This is a genomic window from Mycolicibacter terrae, from assembly GCF_010727125.1.
Classification (GTDB): Bacteria; Actinomycetota; Actinomycetes; order Mycobacteriales; family Mycobacteriaceae; genus Mycobacterium; species Mycobacterium terrae.
Genome location: NZ_AP022564.1, coordinates 1,574,917 through 1,598,446, shown reverse-complemented (window position 1 = coordinate 1,598,446; position 23,530 = coordinate 1,574,917). Strand labels below are relative to the sequence as shown.

Here is a 23,530-nt window from a genome sequence, read left to right as displayed (position 1 = left end):
TCAGCTTTGCCGGATGTCGGGGACGTCGCGGCCAGAGGCATCTGCGCTGCCGGCCACATTCTGATCAACCCATTCGCCGGTGAGCCGGGCGATCATCTCGGGCCGATCGGTCACCACCCAATGTCCACCGTCGATGTCGAGCACCCGATGGCGCGGCGGGATCGCGCCGGTGAACCGCTGCAGGGCGGGGCTGACGAACAGGTCCAGGCGCGGTGCGAGCACCTGCACGGCGACGTCGGTGGAGGGCAGCGGCACGGAGGGCTTCATCAGCGGTCGCGGCATGTTCGCGCGGTAGAGGTTGAGTCCGTTGACGTAGTCGTTCTCCGCCCGGTGGGTGGCCCGCCGTGGACGGCCGGAGCGGCCGATTCGCTCCAGGGTGTCGATGAGTCTGCCGCCGAATCCGGACCGGAAGAGCGCCTCAGGCACCCGCGGCGTCAGAAACAGCCAGATGTAGGAGGACTCCAGTATCTGTCGGGCCACGTCGAGGAACCCCCGCAGGTTGCGCGGTGACCGCAGGAACTTGCCGGCGTAGTCCAGATGCGGACCCGAAATCGAGGTGTAGGAAGTGATTTTGGGCCCCAGGACGGGGTCGGTCACCGCCGCCCAGCCCTGGATCGAACCCCAGTCATGGCCCAGCAGATGGACGTTGTCGACCCCGAGGTGCTCGATGACCGCGCCGATGTCGGCGATCAGCTGGGGCAGCCGATACCCGGATCGGTCCGCCGGCGACGAGGACGCACCCGCGCCCCGCACGTCATAGGCGACGACGTTGTATCGGCCCGGGTAGCTCGCGACGAGCTCGTGAGCCACCGGATCCCACACGTGGTGGTTGTCCGGGTAGCCGTGGATGGCCAGGATCGTCGGTCGCTGCGGATCCAGGTCGGTGTAGGCATGCACGGCCAGGCTCACGCCGTCTGTTGACGTGACTGTGGTCGAGCTGTTCATTCGGCTGCACTCCTCGTGTTCGGCCGGATAACGGTCAGTGCGTGGCGCGGGCGGCGGGCGACACCGCCAGGTAGTTGACCGCCCGCTCCACCCCGCCGAGTTGGGCCGGATGAAAGCCCGGCCGGTAGTAGGAGGCGATGGCGGGCAGGAATTCGAACGGCGCGGGAACCAGCCCGCGGCGCGCCACCGTGAACCAGTCCCGCCAGCGCGGCTTGGTTCCGGCCGGCAATTGCGGGTCCACCTTGTACATGAACCGCAGCCCGCGGACCCACAGCAACAGCATCAGCGGCGTGACGGCCAGTTGGGTGCGGACCTGCCGGAAATACCCGACCCGCAGGTGCTTCATCACGTCGAAGGCGACGGCTTTGTGCTCGACCTCTTCGGCGCCGTGCCAGCGCAGCATGTCCAGCATCGCCGGATGGGTTCCGGCCGCATCCAGCGCCGGGCTGTCGAGGATCCACTCCCCCAGGATCGCCGTGTAGTGCTCGACGGCGGCGACCAGCGCCACCCGTTCGAGCAGCCAGCGCTGCTGGCGGCGCTTGCTCCAGTGCGGCCGGTCGCCGAGCAGCTTTTCGAACAGCCACTTGATCTGGCCGGTGAAAGGCGACATGTCGATGCCGCGCGCGGCCAGGTGGTCGACGACGCCGGCGTGCGCCTGGGAGTGGGTGGCCTCCTGTCCGATGAAACCCTGGACGTCGAGGCGCAGCTGGTCGTCCTTGATCAACGGCAGCACCTGCTTGAACAGCTCGACGAAGAACTCCTCGCCGGCGGGCAGCAGCAGGTGCAGCACGTTGCAGAAATGGGTCGCGAAGGGCTCCCCGGGTACGTAGTGCACCGGCAGGTCCGACCAGTCGAAGTCGACGTCCCGGGCCTGCAGGACGATGCGCTCGTGATCCAGCGAGCCGTCGTGCGGGCCCGCGGCAGTGTCATCAACCGAAAGCATGGCAACTCCTTCGCCGAGGTTTACAAAACCATAGTCGATGTCATGACTGTCGACAATATCTCCATAGATGTCTACGTCGGTTGCGGGTGCTCGGCGCGCTGCTTGAGTCGATCAAGGGTGAGCCGAATGTGCGCGGCGTTGGCGGTAGCCCGGTCCTTGATGCCGGTGACGTGACCGGTGATGCCACGCAGCCAGCGCGGCCGGCGATCCCAGGTGCTCTCGGTGACCTGGCAACCGGCGTCGGTCGGCGTGATCTGGTAGGCCCAGTGGGCCACCGGGATGATCGCCGAGCGGACATCGAACGCGAAGGTCCGGCCCGGTTCTGCGGCGACGACGGTGCAGGTCGTCGTCCACGTCTTGGGGCCGTTGCGGTTCTCGCCGGAGAACACCGCGCCGGGACGGGCCGCATCGCCTTTTCGCCACCGCATCGCGACGGTCTCCTCGGCGCACTCCCCGAGCGCCGACAAGTCGGTGATCAGCGCGTAGACCCTCTCGGGGCTGGCTCCGATGTGCACGGTGCCGGTGGCCGTGGGCTTCGTCGACGCAGCAGCGTTGCTCATTGGCCGATCATAGCGGTACCGCTGGTACCGGTCAGCCTGCCAAGGCGGCGAGGATGTCGGCGGCCGGGGCCGACCGCACGGTCCGGTAGGCGGTCCCGGCCCACAGGCTGGTCCCGTGCGGGTCGTCGATCGCCACCGCCGCCGCCCGGATGGGTGTGGTCATGTGGTTGATCTCGGGGTATCCCACCGGCGCCACGTTGTCGAAGGTCCGGGTGAAGTCGTTCTCCAGTCCGCGCGCGTAGCGGCCGGAGAACGCACACGTCACCGCTGTGTTGATGAATTCCGGGTTGGTCAGCGCCGCCCGGTGCGTCGGGTTGGTCCCCGCCTCGTCGGACAGCAGCAGCGCGGTTCCGACCTGGGCGGCCACCGCACCCCGCCCCAGCACCCCGGCCACATCGGCCGCGGTGCCCAGGCCGCCTGCCGCCACCAGCGGGACGTCACCGTGGGCATGGCCGATCTGGGCCAGCAGGTCCTCGAGAGATTCGGTGCCCGGCCGCACGTCGGGCGCGAACGTGCCGCGATGCCCGCCGGCGCCGGGGCCCTGCACCACCAGGGCATCGGCGCCGTGCGCCACCGCGATGCCGGCTTCGTAGGCCGAGGTCACGGTGACCAGGGTCAGGATGCGCAGCGCGCGCAGTTTCGCCAGGTCCTCCGGCGCCGGCGTCCCGAACGCGAACGACACCACGGTGGGCCGCAGGTCGGCGATCACGGTCAGCTTCTCCGGCCAGCAGTCGTCGTCACCCAAGCGGGGCCGGCCCAGTTCGACGCCGTAATGGTCGGCCAGTGGTTCCAGCAGATCGGCGTACTCGTCGAGCAGCACCATATCGGCAACGCTGGGTTGCGGCACAAACAGATTGGCCCCGATCGGACCGGCGGTGGCGCTGCGCGCGGCAGTGATGTCGTCGGCCAGCTGCTGCGGCGTACGGTAACCGCCGGCGACGAATCCGAGTCCCCCCGCCTGCGACACCGCGGCCGCCAGCGCCGGCGTACTGGGACCGCCGGCCATCGGCGCACCCACCAGCGGGACCGTGAGTTCGGAGAAGCTGAAAGCCATTTCCCTAGCCTGCCATTAACCAGCCAGCGCCCGCAGTCTCCGGGGCAGTGATCCTTTCGACCGGTAGGGACCGAGCACCGCCAGGCCATAGGGCCGGCGCAACAGCCGGTGCGCCACCGCGTTGACCTCCTCGACGGTGACCGCGGACAGCTCCCGCAGCGTGCGCGATATCGGGCGGTGCCGTCCGTAGTTCAGTTCGGTACGGCCCAGCCTGTTCATCCGCGAACCCGAATCCTCCAGGCCCAGAAGCAATCCGCCGCGCAGTGACCCCTTGGCGATCCGGCACTCCTGGGCGGTGATGCCGTCGCGCGCAACCGAGTCGAGCACCTCGGCAGTCACCGCCGCCACCTCGGCGAACCGCTCCGGCTGGCAGGCGGTATAGACAGACAGCGCACCCGCGTCGGCGAAGGTGTCCACCGACGAGTAGATCGAGTACGCCAGCCCGCGGGACTCCCGAACCTGTTGGAACAGCCGGGAACTCAACCCGCCGCCGAGGGCGGTGTTCAGCACCGCCAACGCCTGACGGTGCTGCCAGTACCGCCCCGGGGCACGCACCCCCAGCGACATGTGGGTCTGGTCGGCGTCACGGTTGACCACCGTCAGCCCTGGCGAGCCCGGAACCCGGGCGGCACCACGCCGCGGCGCGGCGGGCCGCTGACCACGAACCAGCCTGTGCCCGAAATGTTCTCTGACCAGCGCCACCACGGTGTCGTGATCGACATTGCCGGCCACCGCCACCACCATGCGCTCCGGGGTGTAGCGACGCTGGTGAAACGAGCGCAGCTGTGCGCGGGTCATCGCCGACACCGATTCGACGTTGCCGATCACCGGCCGCCCGATCGGATGGTCGCCGAACAGGGTGGACAAGAACACATCGCCCAGCGCGTCCTCGGGATCGTCGTCGCGCATCGCGAGTTCCTCCAGGACCACGTCGCGCTCGAGGTCCACATCCTCGGCCGCGCAGGACCCGTTGAGCACCACGTCGCTCACCAGGGCCACCGCCAGCTCGAGATCGGTGTCGAGCACATGGGCGTAATAGCAGGTCTGCTCCTTGCCGGTGAAGGCGTTGAGCTCACCCCCGACGGCGTCCATCGCCTGGGCGATGCCGGCCGCCGTGCGGGTCGGGGTGGCCTTGAACAGCAGGTGCTCCAAAAAGTGCGCCGCCCCGGCTACCGTGGCGCCCTCGTCGCGCGACCCGACACCGACCCAGACGCCGACCGACGCCGAACGGACCGCCGGGAGGTACTCGGTGACCACCCGCAGCCCGCCCGCCAGGGTGGTGCGACGCAGTGTGGCGCGCGCGGTGTCAGCTCTCGACGGCCGCGGCATCGGCAGGCTCAGCGGACCCCGCTGCCGGGGCCGAGGCCGCCGCATCTGCCGCGTCCTCCACGGGCACCAGCGAGATCTTGCCGCGGTTGTCGATATCGGCGATCTCCACCCGCAGCTTGTCGCCGACCTTGACGACGTCCTCGACCTTGGCGACCCGCTTGCCCTTGCCGAGCTTGGAGATGTGCACCAGCCCGTCGCGGCCCGGCAGCAGCGAGATGAACGCGCCGAAGTCGGTGGTCTTGACCACGGTGCCCAGGAAGCGCTCGCCGATCTTCGGCAACTGCGGGTTGGCGATCGCGTTGATCTTGTCGATCGCGGCCTGCGCCGACGGCCCGTCGGTGGCGCCGACGAACACGGTGCCGTCGTCCTCGATGGAGATCTGGGCGCCGGTCTCCTCGGTGATCGAGTTGATCATCTTGCCCTTGGGCCCGATCACCTCGCCGATCTTGTCCACCGGCACCTTGATGGTGGTGACCCGCGGCGCGTACGGGCTCATCTCGTCGGGGGCGTCGATGGCCTCGGCCATCACCTCCAGGATGGTCAGACGCGCGTCCTTGGCCTGTGACAGTGCGCCCGCGAGCACCTGCGACGGAATGCCGTCGAGCTTGGTGTCCAGCTGCAGGGCGGTGACGAAGTCCTTGGTGCCGGCGACCTTGAAGTCCATGTCGCCGAACGCGTCCTCGGCGCCCAGGATGTCGGTGAGTGCGACGAAACGACGCTCGGTCTTACCGTCGATCTCGACATCGTCGGAGACCAGACCCATCGCGATGCCGGCGACCGGAGCCTTCAGCGGCACCCCGGCGTTGAGCAGTGCCAGCGTGGAGGCGCAGACCGAGCCCATCGAGGTGGACCCGTTGGAGCTCAGCGCTTCCGACACCTGCCGGATGGCGTAGGGGAACTCCTCGATGCTGGGCAGCACCGGAACCAGGGCCCGCTCGGCCAGCGCGCCGTGGCCGATCTCGCGGCGCTTGGGCGAACCGACCCGTCCGGTCTCACCGGTGGAGTACGGCGGGAAGTTGTAGTGGTGCATGTAGCGCTTGGACTTCTCCGGCCCCAGTGAGTCGATCTGCTGCGCCATCTTCACCATGTCCAGCGTGGTCACACCCATGATCTGGGTCTCGCCGCGCTCGAACAGTGCGCTGCCGTGCGCCCGGGGCACCACCGCGACCTCGGCGGAGAGCGCCCGGATGTCGGTGATGCCACGGCCGTCGATGCGGAAGTGGTCGGTCAGGATGCGCTGGCGCACCAGCTTTTTGGTGAGGCTGCGGTAGGCCGCGCTGATCTCCTTCTCGCGGCCTTCGTAGGTCTCGGCAAGCCGCTGGACGACCTCGGCCTTGATCTCCTCGGTGCGTTCGTCGCGCTCGGCCTTACCGGCGATGGTCAGCGCCTTGGCCAGCTCGTCGGTGGCGATGGAGGCCACCGCGTAGTAGACGTCCTCGCCGTAGGCCGGGAACAGCGGGTACTCGGCGGTCGGGCGGGCAGCGGCGTCGGCCAGCTCCTGCTGGGCCTTGCACAGGGCCGCGATGAACGGCTTGGCGGCCTCCAGACCTTCGGCGACCACCGTCTCGGTCGGCGCCTGCGCACCGCTCTCGATGAGCTCGATGACGTGCGGGGTGGCCTCGGCCTCGACCATCATGATCGCGACGTCCGTGCCCCCGTCGGCGGCGTCTACCGCACGCCCGGCCAGCACCATGTCGAACACCGCGCGCTCGAGCTGCTCGACGGTGGGGAATGCCACCCAGGTGCCGTCGATCAGCGCCACCCGCGCCGCGCCGACCGGGCCGGAGAACGGCAGGCCGGCCAGCTGCGTGGAGGCCGACGCGGCGTTGATCGCCACCACGTCGTAGAGGTCCTTGGGGTCCAGGCTCAGCACGGTCACCACGACCTGGATCTCGTTGCGCAGACCGTCGACGAACGACGGGCGCAGCGGGCGGTCGGTGAGCCGGCAGGTCAAGATCGCGTCGGTGGACGGCCGGCCCTCGCGGCGGAAGAACGAGCCCGGGATGCGCCCGGCGGCATACATCCGCTCCTCGACGTCGACGGTGAGCGGGAAGAAGTCGAAGTGCTCCTTGGGAGCCTTGCTGGCGGTGGTCGCCGACAGCAGCATGGTCTCGTCATCGAGGTAGGCGACGACACTGCCCGCCGCCTGCTGGGCCAGCCGGCCGGTCTCGAAGCGGATGGTGCGGGTGCCGAAGCTCCCGTTGTCAATGGTGGCGGTGGACTCGAAAACGCCTTCATCAATTTCAATTGCAGACATGGACGCCCTTGCGGCCTTCCTGGTTCGTTCAGCTGTTTTGCACGCCGGACGAGGACCAGCGAAGAACCTGGATGCGGCTACGGTCGTCGATCGAAGCGGCCGGATCTTGGAACTCTCAGACCCGGCTGCCACTACCGAAGACCGCCCGACTCAGGTCTGGCCGGTCGCGGGAATGTTTCCCATCGTGACGTGCCGGAGTGACGCGCGCGGACTGCGTGGGCCACACCGATGTCCGGGCGAGGCCCGGAACGGTCTCACTCTACACGGCGGCGGTTATCGCCGACCGAATGTCAGCGACGCAGACCCAGGCGCTCGATGAGCGAGCGGTAACGCGCCACATCGACCTGGGCGAGGTACTTGAGCAGACGACGACGCCGGCCGACCAGCAGCAGCAGGCCGCGGCGGGAGTGGTGGTCGTGCTTGTGGATCTTGAGGTGCTCGGTGAGATCGACGATCCGCTTGGTGAGCAGTGCGACCTGCGCCTCCGGCGAGCCGGTGTCGGTCTCGTGCAGACCGTAGCTGCCCAGGATCTCTTTTTTCTGCTCGGCGGTCAGCGCCACGAAAACATCTCCATCAAGGTAGTCCCGCGAATGTGATAGTGGCGGCCACCGCGGACTGCAGCGCGCCGAGCAGGGAGTCTAGCAGCGCCGGGACGTCCGAACCCAATCCAGGCCCGGCCGGGCGGCCGGTCAGTCCCCGGCGAGCAGACCGCGGGTCTTCTCCACGTCGGTGTTCATCACCGCCACCAGGTCCGCCACCGAGTCGAACTTCTCCTGGCCCCGGATCCGGCTGACGAAGTCGACGGCGACCCGCTGGCCGTACAGGTCGGCGGTTTGATCGAGTACGAACGCCTCGACGGTGCGGGCCCGCCCGGAGAAGGTCGGGTTGGTGCCGACCGAGACCGCCGCCCGGCAGCGCTGACCGGCGATGACGGTGCCGGGGACCGGGCCGTGTCCCAGCACGGTGAACCACGCGGCGTACACCCCGTCGGCCGGAATGGCCGCGTACGCCGACGGCGCCACGTTGGCGGTCGGGAAGCCCAGGTCCCGCCCGCGGCCGTCGCCGCGCACCACCAGTCCCTCGACCCGGTGCGGCCGCCCCAGCGCTTCGGCGGCCGCGACCACGTCGCCGGCGTCCACGCAGGACCGGATGTAGGTCGAGGAGAACGTGACCGACTGGGCCGGGTCCGAGTCGGCGTGCTCCGCCACCAGCGACACCGACCGCACCGAGAAACCGAACTGCTCACCGGCGCGGCGCAACGTCTCGACGTTGCCCGCAGCCTTGCGGCCGAAGGTGAAGTTCTCCCCCACCACCACTTCCACCACGTGCAGATGCTCGACCAGAAGTTCGTGGATGTAGCGGTCCGGGGTGAGCTTCATGAAGTCGGGGGTGAACGGGATCACCAGGAACACGTCGACCCCGGCCTCTTCGACGAGCTCGGCCCGGCGCGCCAACGTGGTGAGCTGAGCCGGATGGGAGCCGGGGTAGACCACCTCCATCGGGTGCGGGTCGAAGGTCATCAGCACCGTCGGCACACCGCGGGCCTTACCGGCCTTCACCGCATGTGCGATCAGTTCGGCATGGCCGCGGTGCACACCGTCGAAGACGCCGATGGTGAGCACGCACCGACCCCAGTCTGTGGGGATCTCGTCCTGCCCCCGCCACCGCTGCACAACCGCAAGCCTAAACTGTGGTGTTGTGAGCCCTTGGGAGCAGTCGGATGGGCTGACTAGCGTCGCCCAGGACTATCTGAAGGTCATCTGGACCGCGCAGGAATGGTCGCCCGACAAGGTCAGCACCAAGATGCTGGCGGAGAAGATCGGTGTGTCGGCCAGCACCGCGTCGGAGTCGATCCGCAAACTCGCCGAAGCCGGCCTGGTGGACCACGAGAAGTACGGCGCGGTGACGCTCACCGAGGAGGGCCGCCGCGCTGCGCTGGGCATGGTGCGCCGGCACCGGTTGATCGAGACCTTTCTGGTGCGCGAGCTGGGCTACAGCTGGGACGAGGTGCACGACGAGGCCGAGGTGCTCGAGCACGCGGTCTCCGACGCGCTGGTGGCCCGCATCGACGCCAAACTGGGATTCCCGCAGCGCGACCCGCACGGCGACCCGATTCCGGCCGCCGACGGGCAGGTGCCCACGCCTCCGGCGCGCCAGTTGTGGGAGTGTGCCGACGGCGACTCCGGGACGGTGGCCAGGATCTCCGACAGTGACCCGGAGATGCTGCGCTACTTCGACGGAGTCGGTATCAGCCTCGATGCCCGGGTCCAGGTGCTGACCCGCCGCGAGTTCGCCGGGATCATCTCGGTGGCCCTGGAGTCACCCGGGGCGCCCGGTGGCGCGAAGTCCACCATTGACCTGGGTAGCCCCGCCGCCCAGGCGATCTGGGTGGTCTGACGGCGATTTCCCCGGCGGACTAAAGCGTTGCCGGCCGGATGACGACCACCGAACTGGTCCGCGGCCCGGAATCCTCCAGCAGTGCGATCACCCGCCCGTCGCCGGCGGTGGCCGCGTAGACACCGTCGATGCCGGCGGGCACCAGCGGCCGGCCGTGGCTGGCGTCGAGCGCCTCATCAGCGGTCAGGTCGCGACGCGGAAAGCTCTGCAGGCAGGCCTCATCGATGCTGTAGCTCAGCCGCGGGGCCTCGTGTAGCTCCTCGAGGGTGCGGGCCTGATCCAGGCTGAAGCTTCCGGCCCGGGTGCGCCGCAGGGCGGCCAAGTGCCCGCCCACCCCCAACTCGCCGCCGAGATCGCGGGCCAGCGCCCGGATGTAGGTGCCCGCCGAGCAGTCCACCTCGACGTCCAGATCGACGAACTGGCCGTCCCGGCGCACCGCGAGCAGCTCGAAGCGGTCGATGCGCACCGGCCGGGCGGGCAGTTCGACGGGGCGGCCTTCGCGGGCCAGCTGGTAGGACCGCTTGCCGGCGACTTTGATGGCACTGACCGTCGAGGGCACCTGCAAGATATCGCCGCGCAGACCGGCGATAGCGTCGACGATCTGCGAATCGGTGACGTGCTCGGCTGAAACCGTCTGCAGCACTTCGCCCTCGGCGTCCTCGGTAGAAGTGGTCTGACCCAGTCGGATGGTGGCTGCATAGGACTTCACCGACGTGGTGAGCAGACCCAGAATCTTGGTGGCCCGTTCGATGCCGACCACCAGCACCCCGGTGGCCATCGGATCCAGGGTGCCGGCATGGCCGACCTTGCGGGTGCCGAAGAATCGGCGGCACCGCGAAACCACGTCGTGGCTGGTGATTCCGGCCGGCTTGTCGACGATCACCAGGCCCGGCTGGACGTTCACAGCACGATCGCGGTCAGCACCAGCCCGCCGGTGACCGACCACCGCCCGCGCAGCTCGGTCAGCGGCGGACCGGACAGCGCCGCGGGGTCGATGAGGATGCGAGAGACGAAGCCGCCGTCGGAATCGAAGGTGATGTGGGCGTCCTCGAAGCCCAGCCACCGCTGGGTCAGCGGAAACCATGCTTTGTAGGTGGCTTCCTTGGCGCAGAACAGGATCCGGTCCCAGTGCAGCTCGTTCGGCAGGGCGGCCAACTCGGCGCGTTCGACGGGCAGGCTGACCGCGTCGAGCACGCCGTCGGGTAGCACGTCGTGCGGTTCGGCGTCGATGCCCACCGACCGCACATCGGCTTCGCGGCCCACCACCGCGCCGCGAAAACCCGCGCAGTGCGTCAGACTGCCGACGATGCCGGTCGGCCAGCACGGTTCACCCTTCTCCCCTTTGAGGATCGGCACCGGCGGCTGACCGAGTTCCTCGAGGGCCAACCGGGCGCAGTAGCGCACCGTGACGAATTCGTTGCGGCGCTTGGCCACCGAACGCGCCACCAGCGGCTCCTCCTCGGGCAGCGGGGCCAGTCCGGGCGGATCGTCGTAGCGTTCGGCCGAGGCCAACGACTGAGCCGGAGCCAGCACCGTGTCCAGCAGTTTGCTCATCGGGACTGCCGTTGCCGCAGCCGTTCGGCGAATTTTGCACTGGCCGCGCGCATCTCGTCGGTGATGGTGAAGTGGCCGCCGAACTCGTTGAGGTAACCGGGCGGGTATTGCGGGTCGGGCAGCACCTGGCGCAGCCACCGATGGGGCCTGCGGCGCTGCCACTCCCGCGGGTAGCCCACCGAGACCTCTTCGAAGCGCACCCCGTCGTAGTAGGTGGTGCGCGGGATGTGCAGGTGACCGTAGACCGAGCACGTCGCGTTGTAGCGGGTGTGCCAGTCGGCGGTTTCGGTGGTGCCGCACCACAGCGAGAACTCCGGGTAGAACAGCGCGTCGCACGGCTGACGCACCATCGGGAAATGGTTGACCTGCACGGTCGGGATCATCCAGTCCAGTTCTTCGAGGCGCTTGCGGGTGACGGCGACCCGGTCACGGCACCACGCATCCCGGGTGCCGTACGGCTCGGGAGACAGCAGGAACTCGTCGGTGGCCACCACATTGCTCTCCCGCGCGATGGCCAGGCCTTCGGCCTTGGTGGCCGCGCCGGCGGGCAGGAACGTGTAGTCATACAGCAGGAACATCGGCGCGATGGTGGCCGGGCCGCCCTCCTCGGTCCAGACCGGGAACGGATGCTCGGGGGTGATGACGCCCATCTGGTCGCACATGTCGACCAGATAGTCGTAGCGCGAGCGCCCGAAGATCTGCATCGGGTCCTTGGTGGTGGTCCACAGCTCGTGGTTTCCGGGCACCCAGATCACCTTGGCGAACCGTTTCCGCAGCAGGTCCAGCGACCAACGGATCTCGTCGGTGCGTTCGGCGACGTCACCGGCGACGATCAGCCAATCGTCACCGGTCGCCGGATGCAGCGACTCGGTGACCGGCTTGTTGCCCATGTGGCCGGTGTGCAGATCGGAGATCGCCCACAGGGTCGGGCCGTGCGAGGCCGTCGGCTCGTGGATGGTCACGATCCTCAAGACTAGCGGCGCTCCCCGGCGCGGCTGCGGCGGGCGAATTAGAACGTGTTCTCGCTTTTGCGCCAGTGGTCGGCGCCCCAACTTGTACACTCCCGGGGAAAGTCTGGGCGGAAGCGAGGAGTGGGATGCTCACCAAACTGCGTCTGGCCACGGCGTTCAGCGCGCTGGCGATGGCCGTCGTCATGGTCTGGCAGCAGTCGCCGCCCAGCAGCAGCTCTGCCGCCACCGGGGCGAACGGGGTGCAGTTGCGCTCCACCGCCGCCCCGCTGGCACCGCCGCCGACCTCCAGCAAGCCGGTCAACCTGACCAACCCCCGCCCGTTCGACGCCTGCGAGGACATCCCGTTTGACGTCATCGCGCAGCTCGGCCTGGCCTTCACCCCGCCCAAGCCGGTGGAGGGCGTGCGCTGCGAATTCGACGCCGGCAACTACCAGATGGCCGTCGAAACGTTCGTGTGGCGCAGCTACGACGAGACCATCCCCGCCGACGCGATCGAGATGGACATCAACGGGCACCGGGCGGCGCAGTACTGGGTGATGAAGCCCACCGAGTGGAACAACCGGTGGTGGTTCTCCTGCATGGTGGCGTTCAAGACCAGCTACGGGCTGATCCAGCAGTCGCTGTACTACTCACCGGTGTACTCCAGCCCGGACGTGGACTGCCCCACCGAGAACCTGATGCGCGCCCACCAACTGGCGCCTCACTACAAATACTGATCAGGAGTGAAAACCACTCCACGCCTCGCCGATGTCGCCCTGAACCGGGCGCTGCGACGACTGCCCCCGCCCACCACCGGCTACACCGTGCACCGGGAACGCATCCCGATGCGCGACGGGCTCACCCTGCTGGCCGACCACTATGAGCCGACCGGTGACATCGGCGGCACGCTGCTGGTGCGCTGCCCGTACGGCCGGGGCTTCCCGTTCTCGCTGGTGTTCGCCCGGATGTACGCCGCCCGCGGCTACCGGGTGATTCTGCAGAGTGTCCGCGGCACCTTCGGATCGGGCGGCGTGTTCGAGCCGATGGTCAACGAGGCCGCCGACGGCGCCGACACCGTGGCGTGGCTGCGCACCAGGGACTGGTTCACCGGCTCCTTCGGCACCATCGGGATCTCCTATCTCGGATTCACCCAGTGGGCGTTGCTGGCCGATCCGCCACCGGAACTGGCCGCAGCCGTCATCACCGTGGGGCCGCACGATCTGTACCGGTCCACCTGGGGCGCCGGGGCGTTCGCCCTCAACGACTTTCTGGGCTGGAGCCACTTGATGGCACATCAGGAGGCCCGCCCCCGGATCCGGGCCGGCATCCACCAGCTGACCGCCCAACGCAGGGTGAAGCGCGCCGCGGCGGGACTGCCGTTGGGTGCGGCCGGCCGCAAGCTGCTGGGCGCCGGCTCACCCTGGTACGAGTCGTGGGTCGAACACCCCGAGGCCGACGACCCGTTCTGGGATTCGCTGCGCCACCCCGAAGCACTGGAACGCTCCCAGGTGCCGGTGCTGCTGCTCGGCGGATGGCAAGACCTGTTCCTGGATCAGACCCTGGCCCAGTATCGGGCGTTGCGCGACCGGGGCGTCGACGTGGCGATGACCATCGGGCCGTGGACCCACAACCAGATGCTGACCAGCGGCCTGGGCCGGGTCACCGCCGAGTCGTTGCAGTGGCTGGACACCCATCTGCGGGGCTCGGGCAGCCCGACGCGTCCGAGCCGGGTTCGGATCTTCGTCGCCGGTCGGGGCTGGCAGGACCGGCCGGATTGGGAACCGGCCGAAGCCGCGCACGCGTGCTATCTGCAGCCCGGCGGCACGCTGGCGGCGATCCCGCCCGACGCGGCGGCCCCGCCGGCCACCTTCCGGTTCGACCCCGCCGATCCTCCCCCCACGATCGGGGGGCGACTGCTGTCACCGGCCGCCGGGTATCGCGATGACAGTCGCCTGCAGCGTCGGGCCGACATGCTCAGTTTCACCGGCGAGGCGTTGGCCGAGGATCTGGATGTGTGCGGTGTCCCGGTGCTGGAGCTGGACCACAGCTCGGACATCCCCCACGCCGACCTGTTCGTCCGCGTCAGCGAGGTCGATGCCCGCGGCCGCTCGGTCAACGTCACCGACGGCTACCGGCGGCTGCGGCAACACACCGGACCGGTGCGCATCGAGTTGGACGCCATCGCACGCCGTTTCCCCGCGGGGTGCCGGATCCGCGTGCTGATCGGAGGCGGCAACCACCCCCGCTACGCGACGAATCCGGGTACCGGCGAGGCGCCGATCAGCGCAACCCGGGTGAAACCGGCGGTGCACACTGTCCGGTTCGGCCGATCACGGTTGCTGCTGCCCGCGGACCGCGGTGACGGCCTTGACCAGTAGGTCCGACATCAGCCGCTGCGGATCCAACTGAGCGTCGGCGCTGCCCATCACGACGATCGATGTCCGGTCGTCGAGTGCCGCTGTGTAGAGGTAGTCGGGATCCTCCTGGGGATCCTCGACGGACAGCTTGACCCCGGTGGTGGTGGCGCCGGCGATGGCGGGTGCCGGTATACGCTCCACGGTCCCGGTCGCCTCCGGCGAACCGGACAGCGATATCCGGTCGCAGCCTGCCGGATCATCCCCAGCCGCAATCGGATTCGGTGACCGCAGGGCTACAACATACATGTTTCCCTGGTCGCCCTGCCCGATCACACCGGCGGCTTCGGTGCCGGCCTTCGGATCGACGTAGGGCGGGATGACCACCGACCGGCACTGCGGCGGATCGACCTGGGCGTCGGTGAACGCGGCGACCGCAGACCCGGCGATGTCCTGCTCTCCCAGCGTTTTCGCCGGGTGTGCCTGCGCGGTGAAGCCCGCCGGGAAGTCGTCCTTGATGGCGTCGACCCGCGAGATGTCGTACGGTGCCGGGCTGGGCTCAGCGGCGGGCGGCTGCGACACAACCGGCCCCGCCGGAGCCATCTCGGTACTGGTACCGCACCCGGCGAGCGTTCCCCCGACACCGAGTGCGGCCAATAGCACCAGCCCGCGGCGGGCGGCAGTTCGCCGCCCGCCATCAGGTTTCGGTGTGACCGCCATCGCGGTCACCACCACCACCACCAGTGGTGCCAGAAGTGGTGATGATGGTGCCACCAGTGATGCCGCCCCCACCACTGCGGCATCGGCCCGGATTGCCAGCCTGCGGGTAGCACGGTGGGACCCGCGGATTGCGGCTGACCGACGAGCACAGGCGGGGCGTCGGCGACCTGGACCGTGGCCGGCGGGGATGCCGGGAATCCCTCCGGGGCGGCCTGCGCCGGCCCCGCAGCACCCGACAACAGCGCACCGGCAAACACGCCGGCTCCGATCGCCCCGGCCGCCGCGCGTCGGCACGAATTCCGTGAAATCATCATGATTTCCTCCCTCGTCAAGATTCCCGAATTCTCTTGATATTGTGCAGAATAGCACCAGAGACGAGGCTCAACAATGGTTTCGCCGACATTTTTCTGCTCGCAGTCCATTCTTTCCGCCGACCATTGCGACGATCGCGGATTCCGCTGTTATTGCAGGTGACATGCTATCTACTGATCTACTGATCCACTGATTCACGTAGGTCCGTATTTAATGGAATCATGATCGAACTAGCCCGTCTCATATTTTATTAACCTTGCACCGATAATGGTTCGTATAATTGGGGCCGTCCTCATCTGCGATCCCGCGCGCATGCGAGCACGCGATCGTCAAGCAGCGCATTCGTGGTGGTCGGTCCGGCCACATTGACGAGGCAATCCGATCCGGCGTCGTGGCCTAAGGCGACGGTTGACGGACTACTCTGGCGTGTGCGCCAGAGGTTCCACCGCTACCGAAGGTCCACACGATGAGCACTGCCAGCGATCCCGTCGACGACCGCCGTCTCCGCATCCCGGGCACCGGCTGGGCACCGGCGGGTGAGACGGGGATGAAGCCGACGGAACCGATCCCGCTGCGTCAAACCCGAACCCGCCGCACCGTCGATCTGTCGCCGGCCCAACACCGCGGGCTGGATATGTGGCAGCGTGAGGCCGCCGACCGGGTGGGATGCGCCCGGATCACCGGGCAGGAGGTGATGACGGCGCTGATCGACCAGCTGCTGTCCGACCCGGACCTCTCGGCACAGATCATTCGGACCCTGCGATCCCGGCGGTAACACCGCCGCGACCGCCGGGTTCGCATTCGCCGTGAGCCCCGGCGACCCTCACTCGGCCTGGATTGCCGCGCAGTTGGAGTTGGTCGGCAGACCGTTGAAGCGATCGCTGACCCACGCCATGCTCCGCTCACCATCGACGAACTGCGGCAGCAGGATGTTGATGTCCATCTTGTTCAGGAACGGAGGCTGTTCGTTGGTCCACAGTTCGACGTCAGCGCCCAACCTGCACCAGTCGCGCGCGGTGTCACGAGCCGACGTGTAGGGCGCCAACGGGTCCCAACGGTTGTGCGAGATATACACCGGTCCTTTGGGTTTGATGTTCCCGACCCGCTGCGAGGCGAAAATCGTCTTGAGCGGCGCATGGCAGCTGACCGCTGTCCGGCCACCCAACCACGGACAGATCTGACCCGCCTTGTCAGGCGACGGTGTCGCGGACCCGGACGGTCACCGCCTCGAGCTGTTCGGTGGTGAACACCGGGGCACCCAGCTCCGGATCGGCGATCGGCAGCCGCACCCAACTGCTGCAGCCGGCATAGTCGGGGCTGCGCGCCAACCGCACCGGTGCGGCCAGCGGAAACACCTGGACCACCAGCGCCGTCAGCCGGTGTTTGGGCCGGAAATCCAGCCGGTCGGCACGAACCGATTCAGGCGTCCAGATGTGCAGGTCCGCGAGGTCATCCAGCGCCTCGGGCCGCCCCACGGGCAGCGCCGCAACGACTTTCGCCGCGGCCCGCACCAGCAGCTTGTCGGCGGTGGAATCGGCGGCCGCTGCCGCGAGCAGGTCACGGTGTTCGGGGCGGACCCGTTCGGCATGGCTGTGCGCCACCGTTGGGAACAACAGGAACTCCTCGGCGGTGACGTCGAAGCGCTTCTCGTGAATGCCGCCCTTGCGCAGCAGGATTCGCTGCCTGCCGGAAAGCAGGGCCGAGACGACGGCGCTCCACTCCTTCAACGCCATACCGCGCATTCCCTTCAGGGTAGTCGGGGTTACCGTGAACCGGTGAGCGACGACATTTTGCTGGTCCAGACCGAGGACCGTATCCGTACCCTGACCCTCAACCGTCCCCAGGCACGCAATGCGCTGTCCCGCGCGTTGCGTGATGCCATCTTCGGCGCGCTGGCCGACGCCGACGCAGACGCCGATGTGGACGTGATGATCCTCACCGGCGCCGATCCGGTGTTCTGCGCCGGTTTGGATCTCAAGGAGTTCGGCGATGCGACTGCGCTGCCCGACATCTCACCGCAGTGGCCGGCGCTGACCAAGCCGGTGATCGGTGCGATCAACGGCGCGGCGGTGACCGGCGGGCTGGAGTTGGCGCTGTACTGCGACATCCTGATCGCCTCGGACCAGGCCCGCTTCGCCGACACCCACGCCCGGGTCGGACTGATGCCCAGCTGGGGGCTGAGCGTGCGGCTGCCCCAACGCGTCGGGGTGGGCTTGGCCCGCCGGATGAGTTTGACCGGGGACTACCTGTCGGCCGCCGATGCGCTGCGAGCAGGTCTGGTCACCGAGATGGTGCCGCACACCGAGCTGGCGGCCGCGGCGCGCGCTGTGGCTGCGTCGATCGTCGGCAACAACCAGGCCGCGGTACGGGCGCTGCTGGGCTCCTATCACCGCATCGACGAGTCGCAGACCGCCACCGGGTTGTGGATGGAGGCGATGGCGGCCAAGCAGTGGATGAGCCGGGTGAGCAGCGCGGACGTCGCCGCCAACCGGGCGGCCGTGCTGGAACGCGGGCGCGCCCAGGTGCAGTGACAAGAACACGGCCCGGGCGGTTCTGGTGCACCGCCCGGGCCGTGTCTGCTGCCTGAATCTTTAGATGTCGAGCCCCAGGAACGCGTCGCCCGGGTCCATCAGGGCCGAGGCGTCGAATCCACCGAACAACGAGCTCAGGTCGAAGTCGCCGAACGGGGTCACGAAGGTGTCGGTGACAGTGCTGTCGGCACCGTCCAGACCCGGAATGGCCGAGTAGACGTTGGCGAAGCCACCACCGAGGTTCAGCACGCTGTACACCGAACCGAGCTCCGGCAGGTCCGCGGCGTCACCATCGCCGGGCGTGACACCGTCGATGACGAACTCCGTGGTGGTCAGGCCCAACAGCTGGGTGACGGTCTCCTGGGCGTGAGCGGTGCCCAGCAGGTCGGTCCCGTCATAGATGTTGAAATCCTGCGACGTGATCGGGAGCGGGAAGAACGTACCGCCCAGATCGAGGCCCGGCGTGCCGCCGCCGATGTTGAGCAGTGGCAGCGCGCCGACCGTCTGGAAGACCGGCGCGAAACCCGGGGTGGTGTCGGCCCCGGATCCGGTGAACGGGTCGAAGGTGGTGTCGCCGATGGTGAAGGCGTCCTCACCCACGGCGCTGTCACTCAGGGCGCCGAACGCCGCTCCCGGGTCCAGCGAGATCCCGCCGCCCATGCCACTGAACAGTGAGCTCAGGTCCATGCTTCCGAACGGCGTCACGAAGGTGTCGGTGATGGTGCCGTCCTCACCCGGGGTAGCGACGTAGACGTTGGCGAAACCGCCGCCGAAGTTGAACGCGTCGTAGATCGTTCCCGCTGCCGGAAGGCCGTCGCCGGTGTCCGAGCCGTCGGTGACGACGAGCTGGGTGTTGGTCATGCCCAACAGGTTGGTGACATCCACCGCGGTGTTGATGGTGCCGATCTGCGTGGCGTCGTCGCCGGTACCGCTGTAGACGTCGAAGTCCTGTGAGGCAAGACCGCTTCCCTGTTGGCTGGGGTCACCCAGCGATGCGCCGCCGATGGCCAGGAAGGGCCCTGCGCCACCGAGTGCGGCGATCGGGGTGAACCCCTCCTGTGCCGAGTCACCGGTTCCGGTGAAGGGGTCCAGGGTGAGACCGCCGATGGCGAAGGCGTCCTCGCCGCCACCGGACGCCCCGGCCTGCAGCGCCGCGAACGCGTCGCCGGGCTGCAGCGGGTCTGCCGCGTTGATACCGGCGAACATCGAACTCAGGTCCGTGCTGCCCCAGGGCGTCACGAACGTGTCGGTGACGGTTCCGTCCTCGCCCGGGGTGGCGACGTAGATGTTCGCGAAGCCACCACCCAAGTTGAACACGTCGTAGACCGAGCCCGCGACGGGCAGATCCGCCGCCGATCCGCCGTCTGCCGCCGTGGCGGCGGTGACGGTGAACTCGGTGTTGGTGAAGCCGGCCAGGTTCGTCACGACCACGCTGGAGTCGATGCTGCCCAGGCTGGTGCCATCGGTCCCGAAGACGTCGAAACTCTGCGGAGCGGTGGGCAGCAGGCCCCCCGGGCTACCGCCGCCCAGGGTCAGCAGCGGCGCCGACCCGGTGAGCGGGTGAACAAGGGAGAAGCCCTCAGCCGCCGAGGAGCCGCTTCCGGTGAACGGGTCGAACGTGAAGCCGCCGATCGTGAAGGCGTCGGCTCCGGTGGCGCTGGGGGCCACAGCGTCGTCGGGACCGGCGACCGCCACAGCCGCCTGCAGAAACGCGGCAGTCAGCAGCCCCCCACCAGCGGTCAGACCAGCGGCTATCAAGCGATAATGCATCATTCCTGTCATTCCTCCCAATTGCTTTCACGACGGTCGGTGACTTACACCCCTGCAGACAGTCGATGTGCCACCGGTAACAACCCGACGAATGCTACCCGCGAGTAACCTAAATGTATAGATAGGCCATGCAGGTTTTTTTCATATTTTTGGCGAACGCAGCGTTACCGTAATGCGACGGCGGGGACGCGTCGCCGATCCCGACCGGGAGCCGCCCCCGGCGCGCTATCCCGGCGTACCCGGACGGACCCTTCGCGCCGCCGCCGCGGCGATCCGCGTGGATGTTCTCGGCCCGGCGGCGCTCGCTGCGCTTCTGCTGAACCGACGGCCTGATCGGCACGGCCTACGTGGTGGCTCGGGGCGGAATCGGGGGCCCGGTTCAGCGGATCGCCCGGATGACCCGGCAGGGATTGCCCACTGCGACAACGCCTGCCGGGATGTCCCGGGTCACCACACTGCCGGCGCCCACGACCGTGTCGGCACCGATCGACACCCCGGGGCAGACGATGACCCCGGCCGCCAGCCAGACGTTGTCGCTGATGGTGATCGGCGCCGCCGACTCCCAGCCGTCGCGCCGGGCGTCGATGTCGCGGACCGGATGTCGCGCCGTCAACAGTTGAGCGCGGGGGCCGATCGACACATGGTCACCGATGGAGATGGGTGCGCAATCGAGCATGATCGCGTCATAGTTGATGAAGCAGTGGGCGCCGATGCTGATGTATTTGCCGTAGTCACAACAGAATCGGGACATGATCACCGAATTCTCTCCAAAGGCCCCGAGCAGTTCGCCCAAGAGGTTTCGGCGGCGGGCGTCGTCATCGGGGTGGGTGCCGTTGAAAGCAGCCACCAAGCGCTGACACGCCTGCCGGTCGGCGACCAGGTCGGGATCGTCGGTGCGATACAGCGCCCCGCGGAGCATCCGATCCCGTTGCGCGCTCATATCAGCCGATCCTACGGGCGGCCGGCCTGCACCCACCGCCCGGAAAGCGTCCGCCACCCGACGAACACCAATCGCAGCACGATGAAAGTGGTCAGTCCCGACCAGATCCCGGCCAAACCCCAATCGAGCATCAGCGACAGCCAGGTCAGCGGCAGGAAGCCGGCCAGCGCGCTGATCACGGTGGCGGTACGCATGAATGCGGCGTCGCCGGCTCCCAGCAGGACTCCGTCGAGGGCGAAAACGATTCCGGCAACAGGTAATTGGGCGACAAGGAACCACCACGGTACCCCGATCGCCGCCAGCACCGCCGGGTCACCGGTGAACAGTGCCGGTAGCACCACCGACCCGGCGGCGAGCAACGCGGCCAGCACCGCGGCCGCGACCGCCGAGAACACCGTCACCCTACCGGCCACGGCCTTGGCGTGGCCGGCGTCGCCGGCGCCCAGGGCCGCTCCGACCAGGGCCTGCGCGGCGATGGCCAGCGAATCGAGCACCAGCGCCAGGAAGGTCCACAGCTGCAGCACGATCTGGTGGGCACCCAGCGCCGCGGCCCCGAATCGCGCCGCGACCGCGGCCGCCGAGACGAAGCAGGCCTGAAAGGCCAGGGAGCGCACGATCAGGTCGCGTCCCATCACCAGTTGGGCCCGCAGCACCGCCCCGTCGAGGCGCAGCGGGACCCGCTCGCAGTGCAGTGCCCGCAGGAACAGCAGCGCGGCGAGCCACTGGCCGGCGCAGTTGGCCACCGCGGAGCCGGCCAGGCCCCAGCGCGGCATGCCCAGCGCTCCGAACACCAGCAGCGGGCATAGCAGCGCCGAAAGCGCGAAGCCGACAACGACATAGCGTGGAGGCCGTACGGTGTCCTGCACTCCGCGCAGCCATCCGTTGCCGGCCAGTGACACCAGGATCGCCGGAGCTCCGAAGATCGCGATCCGCAGCCAGGGCAGTGCCGCCTGCGCGATGTCGTCACGGCCCGCGACCGCCGACACCAGCGGCGCCGCCGCGGCCTGCACCACGATGACGATCAGCGCACCCAGGCCCAGCGCCAGCCAGGTCGCCTGCACCCCCTCGGCGACGGCGGCGGTGCGGTCGCCGGCACCGAAGTGGCGCGCCGAGCGCGCCGTCGTCCCGTAGGACAGGAAGGTGGCCTGCGAGCCGACCAGCCCCAGGACCAGCCCGCCGATTGCCAGGCCGGCCAGACCCAGCGCCCCGAGCCGGCCCACGACCGCGGTGTCGAACAGCAGATACAGCGGTTCCGCGGCCAGCACCACGAGGGCCGGCAGCGCCAGCGCCGCGATCTGGCGTCCGCCGGCGGCGCTGCTGTCGCTCATCGCGGCTCCCCCGCGAGCGTGCGCCGAATGCCAGAGTTTCGCGGCGTGTCGTGCGCAAACACGCACGCCCGCGCATGGGAGGAGGTGGGGCGCATCAGGCCAGCGCGGCGACCAGGGCGGCGACCACGTCGTCCGCTCCGCCGGTGACCGTGTAGCCGGCCGCCAGCCGGTGCCCCCCACCGCCGAAAGACAGCGCCACCGCGCTCAGGTCCACCGCCGACTTGGCCCGCATCGAGACCGCCCAGCGGCCCTGTTCGACCTCCTTGAACACCGCCGCCACCTCGGCCTGCTCGGTGGTGCGCACGATATCGACGATGCTCTCCACCTCTTCGGGCCGCGCGGCGGTCCACTCGGCGTGATCGACCACGGCATAGACCAGCCCGCGCCCCTGCACCGCGTCGGGCAGCAGCTGCGCTTGGGACAACACCCGCGACAGCATCGTCAGCCAGGCGAACGGATGGGTGTCCATCACGGTGCGGGCGACCGCCGCGTTGTCCACTCCGACACCGACCAGCCGCGCCGCCAGCCGGTAGGCCCGGACACTGGCCCACCGGAACGAGCCGGTATCGGCGGCCAGCCCGGCATACAGGCAGTGCGCCACGTCCGCGTCGATCGATTCGCCCCACGCGTCGATCAGCTCGGCCACCAACATCGTCGTCGAATCCGCGGTCGGGTCAACGAAATTCGCCGTACCGAACAATTGATTAGACGCATGGTGATCGATCACCAGCAGCTCGGAACCGGCCTCCGCCAGCTCCTGCAGCGCCCCGAGCCGATCAGCGCTCGAGGCGTCGACCGTCACCACCAGATCGACGTCGGGGTTAACGGTCTCGGGGCTGACCAGCAACTCGCCGCCCGGCAACGACCGCAGTGATTGCGGCAGCTCGGAAGGACAGGCCGGGCGGGCGAAGCTGACCTGGACCGACTTGCCACACCGCCGAAGAACCATCGCCAGCGCCAGTCCGGCGCCGATGGTGTCGGCGTCGGGATGCACATGGCAGATCACCGCCAACGTATCTGCGCCCGCCAGCAGCTCCACGGCTCCGGCGGCGTCGACGCGCCGGCCCGTAGGCGCCGGATCAGTCGCCCGATCGCTCACCGTCACCGCTGTCTTCGGCACCCGGCTGTCCCGGGGCCTCCCGGTACGGGTTGGGATCCCCGACCGGCTGCTTGCCCTCCCGGATCCGGGCCAGGTCGGCGTCGGCCGCCTGCGCGGCCGCCAGCAGTTCCGCCATCCGGTGGGCGGTGTCGGGGACCGTGTCCCGGACGAACGTCAGGGTCGGGGTGAACCGCACCCCGGTGCCGGCGCCGACCTTGGAGCGCAGCACCCCCTTGGCCCCCTCCAAGGCGGCGGCGGCACCGCCATAGTCGGGGTCCTCGTCCAGGGAGCGGCCCAGCACCGTGTAGTACAGGGTCGCGTCGTGCAGGTCAGCGGTCACCTTGGCGTCGGTGATCGTCACCCCGGCCAGCCGCGGATCTTTGATCTCGTACTCGATCGTCGAGGCGACGATCGTCGAGATCCGCTTGGCCAGTCGGCGCGCCCGGGCCGGGTCAGCCATGACGACCGCGCCTGCCCGTGTGGGTTG

The 23,530-nt window shown here is 68.7% G+C and carries 24 protein-coding genes and 1 pseudogene; 5 read left to right on the top strand and 20 right to left on the bottom strand.

Translation table 11 applies throughout. The features are described 5' to 3' along the window. The 8 genes from G6N23_RS07770 to G6N23_RS07735 all read right to left on the bottom strand — a co-directional run bounded on the left by G6N23_RS07770 (window position 1) and on the right by G6N23_RS07735 (window position 8,761). Entirely contained in the window at window positions 1–945 is a 945-nt protein-coding gene (locus tag G6N23_RS07770; protein WP_085261033.1) for an alpha/beta fold hydrolase, read from the bottom strand. Between the two features lie 34 nt (window positions 946–979). Beyond that, the gene (locus tag G6N23_RS07765; RefSeq protein ID WP_085261032.1) at window positions 980–1,888 is read right to left on the bottom strand and encodes a metal-dependent hydrolase; all 909 of its coding nucleotides are present in this window, start codon (window positions 1,886–1,888) and stop codon (window positions 980–982) included. A gap of 71 nt (window positions 1,889–1,959) precedes the next feature. After that, a complete protein-coding gene (locus G6N23_RS07760) occupies window positions 1,960–2,448 on the bottom strand; it encodes an SRPBCC family protein (protein ID WP_085261031.1) in 489 nt (162 codons plus the stop codon). 31 nt (window positions 2,449–2,479) lie between these two features. Then, complete coding sequence (locus tag G6N23_RS07755) at window positions 2,480–3,502, bottom strand: nitronate monooxygenase (protein WP_085261030.1); 1,023 nt, start codon at window positions 3,500–3,502, stop codon at window positions 2,480–2,482. Between the two features lie 15 nt (window positions 3,503–3,517). Next, on the bottom strand, window positions 3,518–4,831 hold the full coding sequence (locus G6N23_RS07750; RefSeq protein WP_085261043.1) for a M16 family metallopeptidase: 1,314 nt from the start codon (window positions 4,829–4,831) through the stop codon (window positions 3,518–3,520). Continuing rightward, entirely contained in the window at window positions 4,809–7,088 is a 2,280-nt protein-coding gene (locus G6N23_RS07745) for a polyribonucleotide nucleotidyltransferase (RefSeq protein ID WP_085261029.1), read from the bottom strand. The genes G6N23_RS07750 and G6N23_RS07745 overlap by 23 nt, the downstream gene beginning before the upstream one ends. 290 nt (window positions 7,089–7,378) lie before the next feature. After that, window positions 7,379–7,648 (bottom strand): 30S ribosomal protein S15, encoded by a 270-nt coding sequence (gene rpsO / locus G6N23_RS07740; protein ID WP_085261028.1) that lies wholly within the window; start codon window positions 7,646–7,648, stop codon window positions 7,379–7,381. A gap of 129 nt (window positions 7,649–7,777) precedes the next feature. Continuing rightward, a complete protein-coding gene (locus tag G6N23_RS07735; RefSeq protein ID WP_085261027.1) occupies window positions 7,778–8,761 on the bottom strand; it encodes a bifunctional riboflavin kinase/FAD synthetase in 984 nt (327 codons plus the stop codon). A gap of 25 nt (window positions 8,762–8,786) precedes the next feature. Here G6N23_RS07735 and mntR point away from each other — a divergent pair, with 25 nt between their 5' ends. After that, a complete protein-coding gene (gene mntR / locus G6N23_RS07730) occupies window positions 8,787–9,485 on the top strand; it encodes a manganese-binding transcriptional regulator MntR (protein ID WP_085261026.1) in 699 nt (232 codons plus the stop codon). A gap of 19 nt (window positions 9,486–9,504) precedes the next feature. Here the strand turns inward: mntR and truB are convergent, their stop codons facing one another. From truB to G6N23_RS07715, 3 genes are read right to left on the bottom strand one after another with little or no spacing between them, the layout of a single operon-like run. Continuing rightward, window positions 9,505–10,389 (bottom strand): tRNA pseudouridine(55) synthase TruB, encoded by an 885-nt coding sequence (gene truB, locus G6N23_RS07725; protein ID WP_085261025.1) that lies wholly within the window; start codon window positions 10,387–10,389, stop codon window positions 9,505–9,507. Continuing rightward, window positions 10,386–11,039, bottom strand: coding sequence for a 4'-phosphopantetheinyl transferase PptT (gene pptT, locus G6N23_RS07720; RefSeq protein ID WP_085261024.1), 654 nt, complete (start codon window positions 11,037–11,039; stop codon window positions 10,386–10,388). Before pptT ends, truB begins: the two co-directional genes overlap by 4 nt. Beyond that, the gene (locus G6N23_RS07715; RefSeq protein ID WP_234808617.1) at window positions 11,036–11,929 is read right to left on the bottom strand and encodes an ACP phosphodiesterase PptH; all 894 of its coding nucleotides are present in this window, start codon (window positions 11,927–11,929) and stop codon (window positions 11,036–11,038) included. The genes pptT and G6N23_RS07715 overlap by 4 nt, the downstream gene beginning before the upstream one ends. Before the next feature lie 206 nt (window positions 11,930–12,135). On the opposite strand from G6N23_RS07715, the gene G6N23_RS07710 reads away from it, so the two are divergent. Together G6N23_RS07710 and G6N23_RS07705 are read left to right on the top strand one after the other, a co-directional pair. Continuing rightward, the gene (locus tag G6N23_RS07710) at window positions 12,136–12,726 is read left to right on the top strand and encodes a DUF3558 domain-containing protein (protein ID WP_085261022.1); all 591 of its coding nucleotides are present in this window, start codon (window positions 12,136–12,138) and stop codon (window positions 12,724–12,726) included. 6 nt (window positions 12,727–12,732) lie between these two features. Continuing rightward, window positions 12,733–14,367, top strand: a complete 1,635-nt coding sequence (locus G6N23_RS07705; protein ID WP_085261021.1) for a CocE/NonD family hydrolase — start codon at window positions 12,733–12,735, stop codon at window positions 14,365–14,367. Here the strand turns inward: G6N23_RS07705 and G6N23_RS07700 are convergent. Together G6N23_RS07700 and G6N23_RS07695 are read right to left on the bottom strand one after the other, a co-directional pair. After that, window positions 14,320–15,117: a DUF5642 family protein gene (locus tag G6N23_RS07700; protein WP_234808614.1), complete on the bottom strand. Its 798-nt coding sequence runs from the start codon at window positions 15,115–15,117 to the stop codon at window positions 14,320–14,322. The genes G6N23_RS07705 and G6N23_RS07700 overlap by 48 nt on opposite strands. Next, complete coding sequence (locus G6N23_RS07695; protein WP_133055476.1) at window positions 15,069–15,377, bottom strand: hypothetical protein; 309 nt, start codon at window positions 15,375–15,377, stop codon at window positions 15,069–15,071. Before G6N23_RS07695 ends, G6N23_RS07700 begins: the two co-directional genes overlap by 49 nt. 464 nt (window positions 15,378–15,841) lie before the next feature. On the opposite strand from G6N23_RS07695, the gene G6N23_RS07690 reads away from it, so the two are divergent. Continuing rightward, window positions 15,842–16,150 (top strand): hypothetical protein, encoded by a 309-nt coding sequence (locus G6N23_RS07690; RefSeq protein ID WP_085261019.1) that lies wholly within the window; start codon window positions 15,842–15,844, stop codon window positions 16,148–16,150. Between the two features lie 48 nt (window positions 16,151–16,198). On the opposite strand, the pseudogene G6N23_RS07685 reads toward G6N23_RS07690, so the two are convergent. Both G6N23_RS07685 and G6N23_RS07680 read right to left on the bottom strand, forming a co-directional pair. Next, window positions 16,199–16,507 (bottom strand): annotated as a pseudogene (locus G6N23_RS07685) (lipase family protein); the annotation flags it as partial. Window positions 16,508–16,565: 58 nt separating this feature from the next. Then, on the bottom strand, window positions 16,566–17,117 hold the full coding sequence (locus G6N23_RS07680; protein ID WP_085261018.1) for a DUF1802 family protein: 552 nt from the start codon (window positions 17,115–17,117) through the stop codon (window positions 16,566–16,568). A gap of 33 nt (window positions 17,118–17,150) precedes the next feature. Between G6N23_RS07680 and G6N23_RS07675 the strand changes: the two genes are divergently transcribed. Next, window positions 17,151–17,906, top strand: coding sequence for an enoyl-CoA hydratase (locus G6N23_RS07675; protein ID WP_085261017.1), 756 nt, complete (start codon window positions 17,151–17,153; stop codon window positions 17,904–17,906). 60 nt (window positions 17,907–17,966) lie between these two features. On the opposite strand, the gene G6N23_RS07670 is transcribed toward G6N23_RS07675, so the two are convergent. From G6N23_RS07670 to rbfA, 5 genes are all read right to left on the bottom strand, one after another. Further along, the gene (locus G6N23_RS07670) at window positions 17,967–19,664 is read right to left on the bottom strand and encodes a hypothetical protein (RefSeq protein ID WP_133055475.1); all 1,698 of its coding nucleotides are present in this window, start codon (window positions 19,662–19,664) and stop codon (window positions 17,967–17,969) included. A gap of 391 nt (window positions 19,665–20,055) precedes the next feature. After that, window positions 20,056–20,616, bottom strand: coding sequence for a sugar O-acetyltransferase (locus G6N23_RS07665; protein WP_085261015.1), 561 nt, complete (start codon window positions 20,614–20,616; stop codon window positions 20,056–20,058). Between the two features lie 11 nt (window positions 20,617–20,627). After that, window positions 20,628–21,944: an MATE family efflux transporter gene (locus G6N23_RS07660; protein WP_085261014.1), complete on the bottom strand. Its 1,317-nt coding sequence runs from the start codon at window positions 21,942–21,944 to the stop codon at window positions 20,628–20,630. 94 nt (window positions 21,945–22,038) lie between these two features. Continuing rightward, the gene (locus G6N23_RS07655; RefSeq protein ID WP_085261013.1) at window positions 22,039–23,049 is read right to left on the bottom strand and encodes a DHH family phosphoesterase; all 1,011 of its coding nucleotides are present in this window, start codon (window positions 23,047–23,049) and stop codon (window positions 22,039–22,041) included. Then, window positions 23,024–23,503, bottom strand: a complete 480-nt coding sequence (rbfA, locus tag G6N23_RS07650) for a 30S ribosome-binding factor RbfA (protein WP_085261012.1) — start codon at window positions 23,501–23,503, stop codon at window positions 23,024–23,026. The genes G6N23_RS07655 and rbfA overlap by 26 nt, the downstream gene beginning before the upstream one ends. Window positions 23,504–23,530 lie beyond the last annotated feature (27 nt).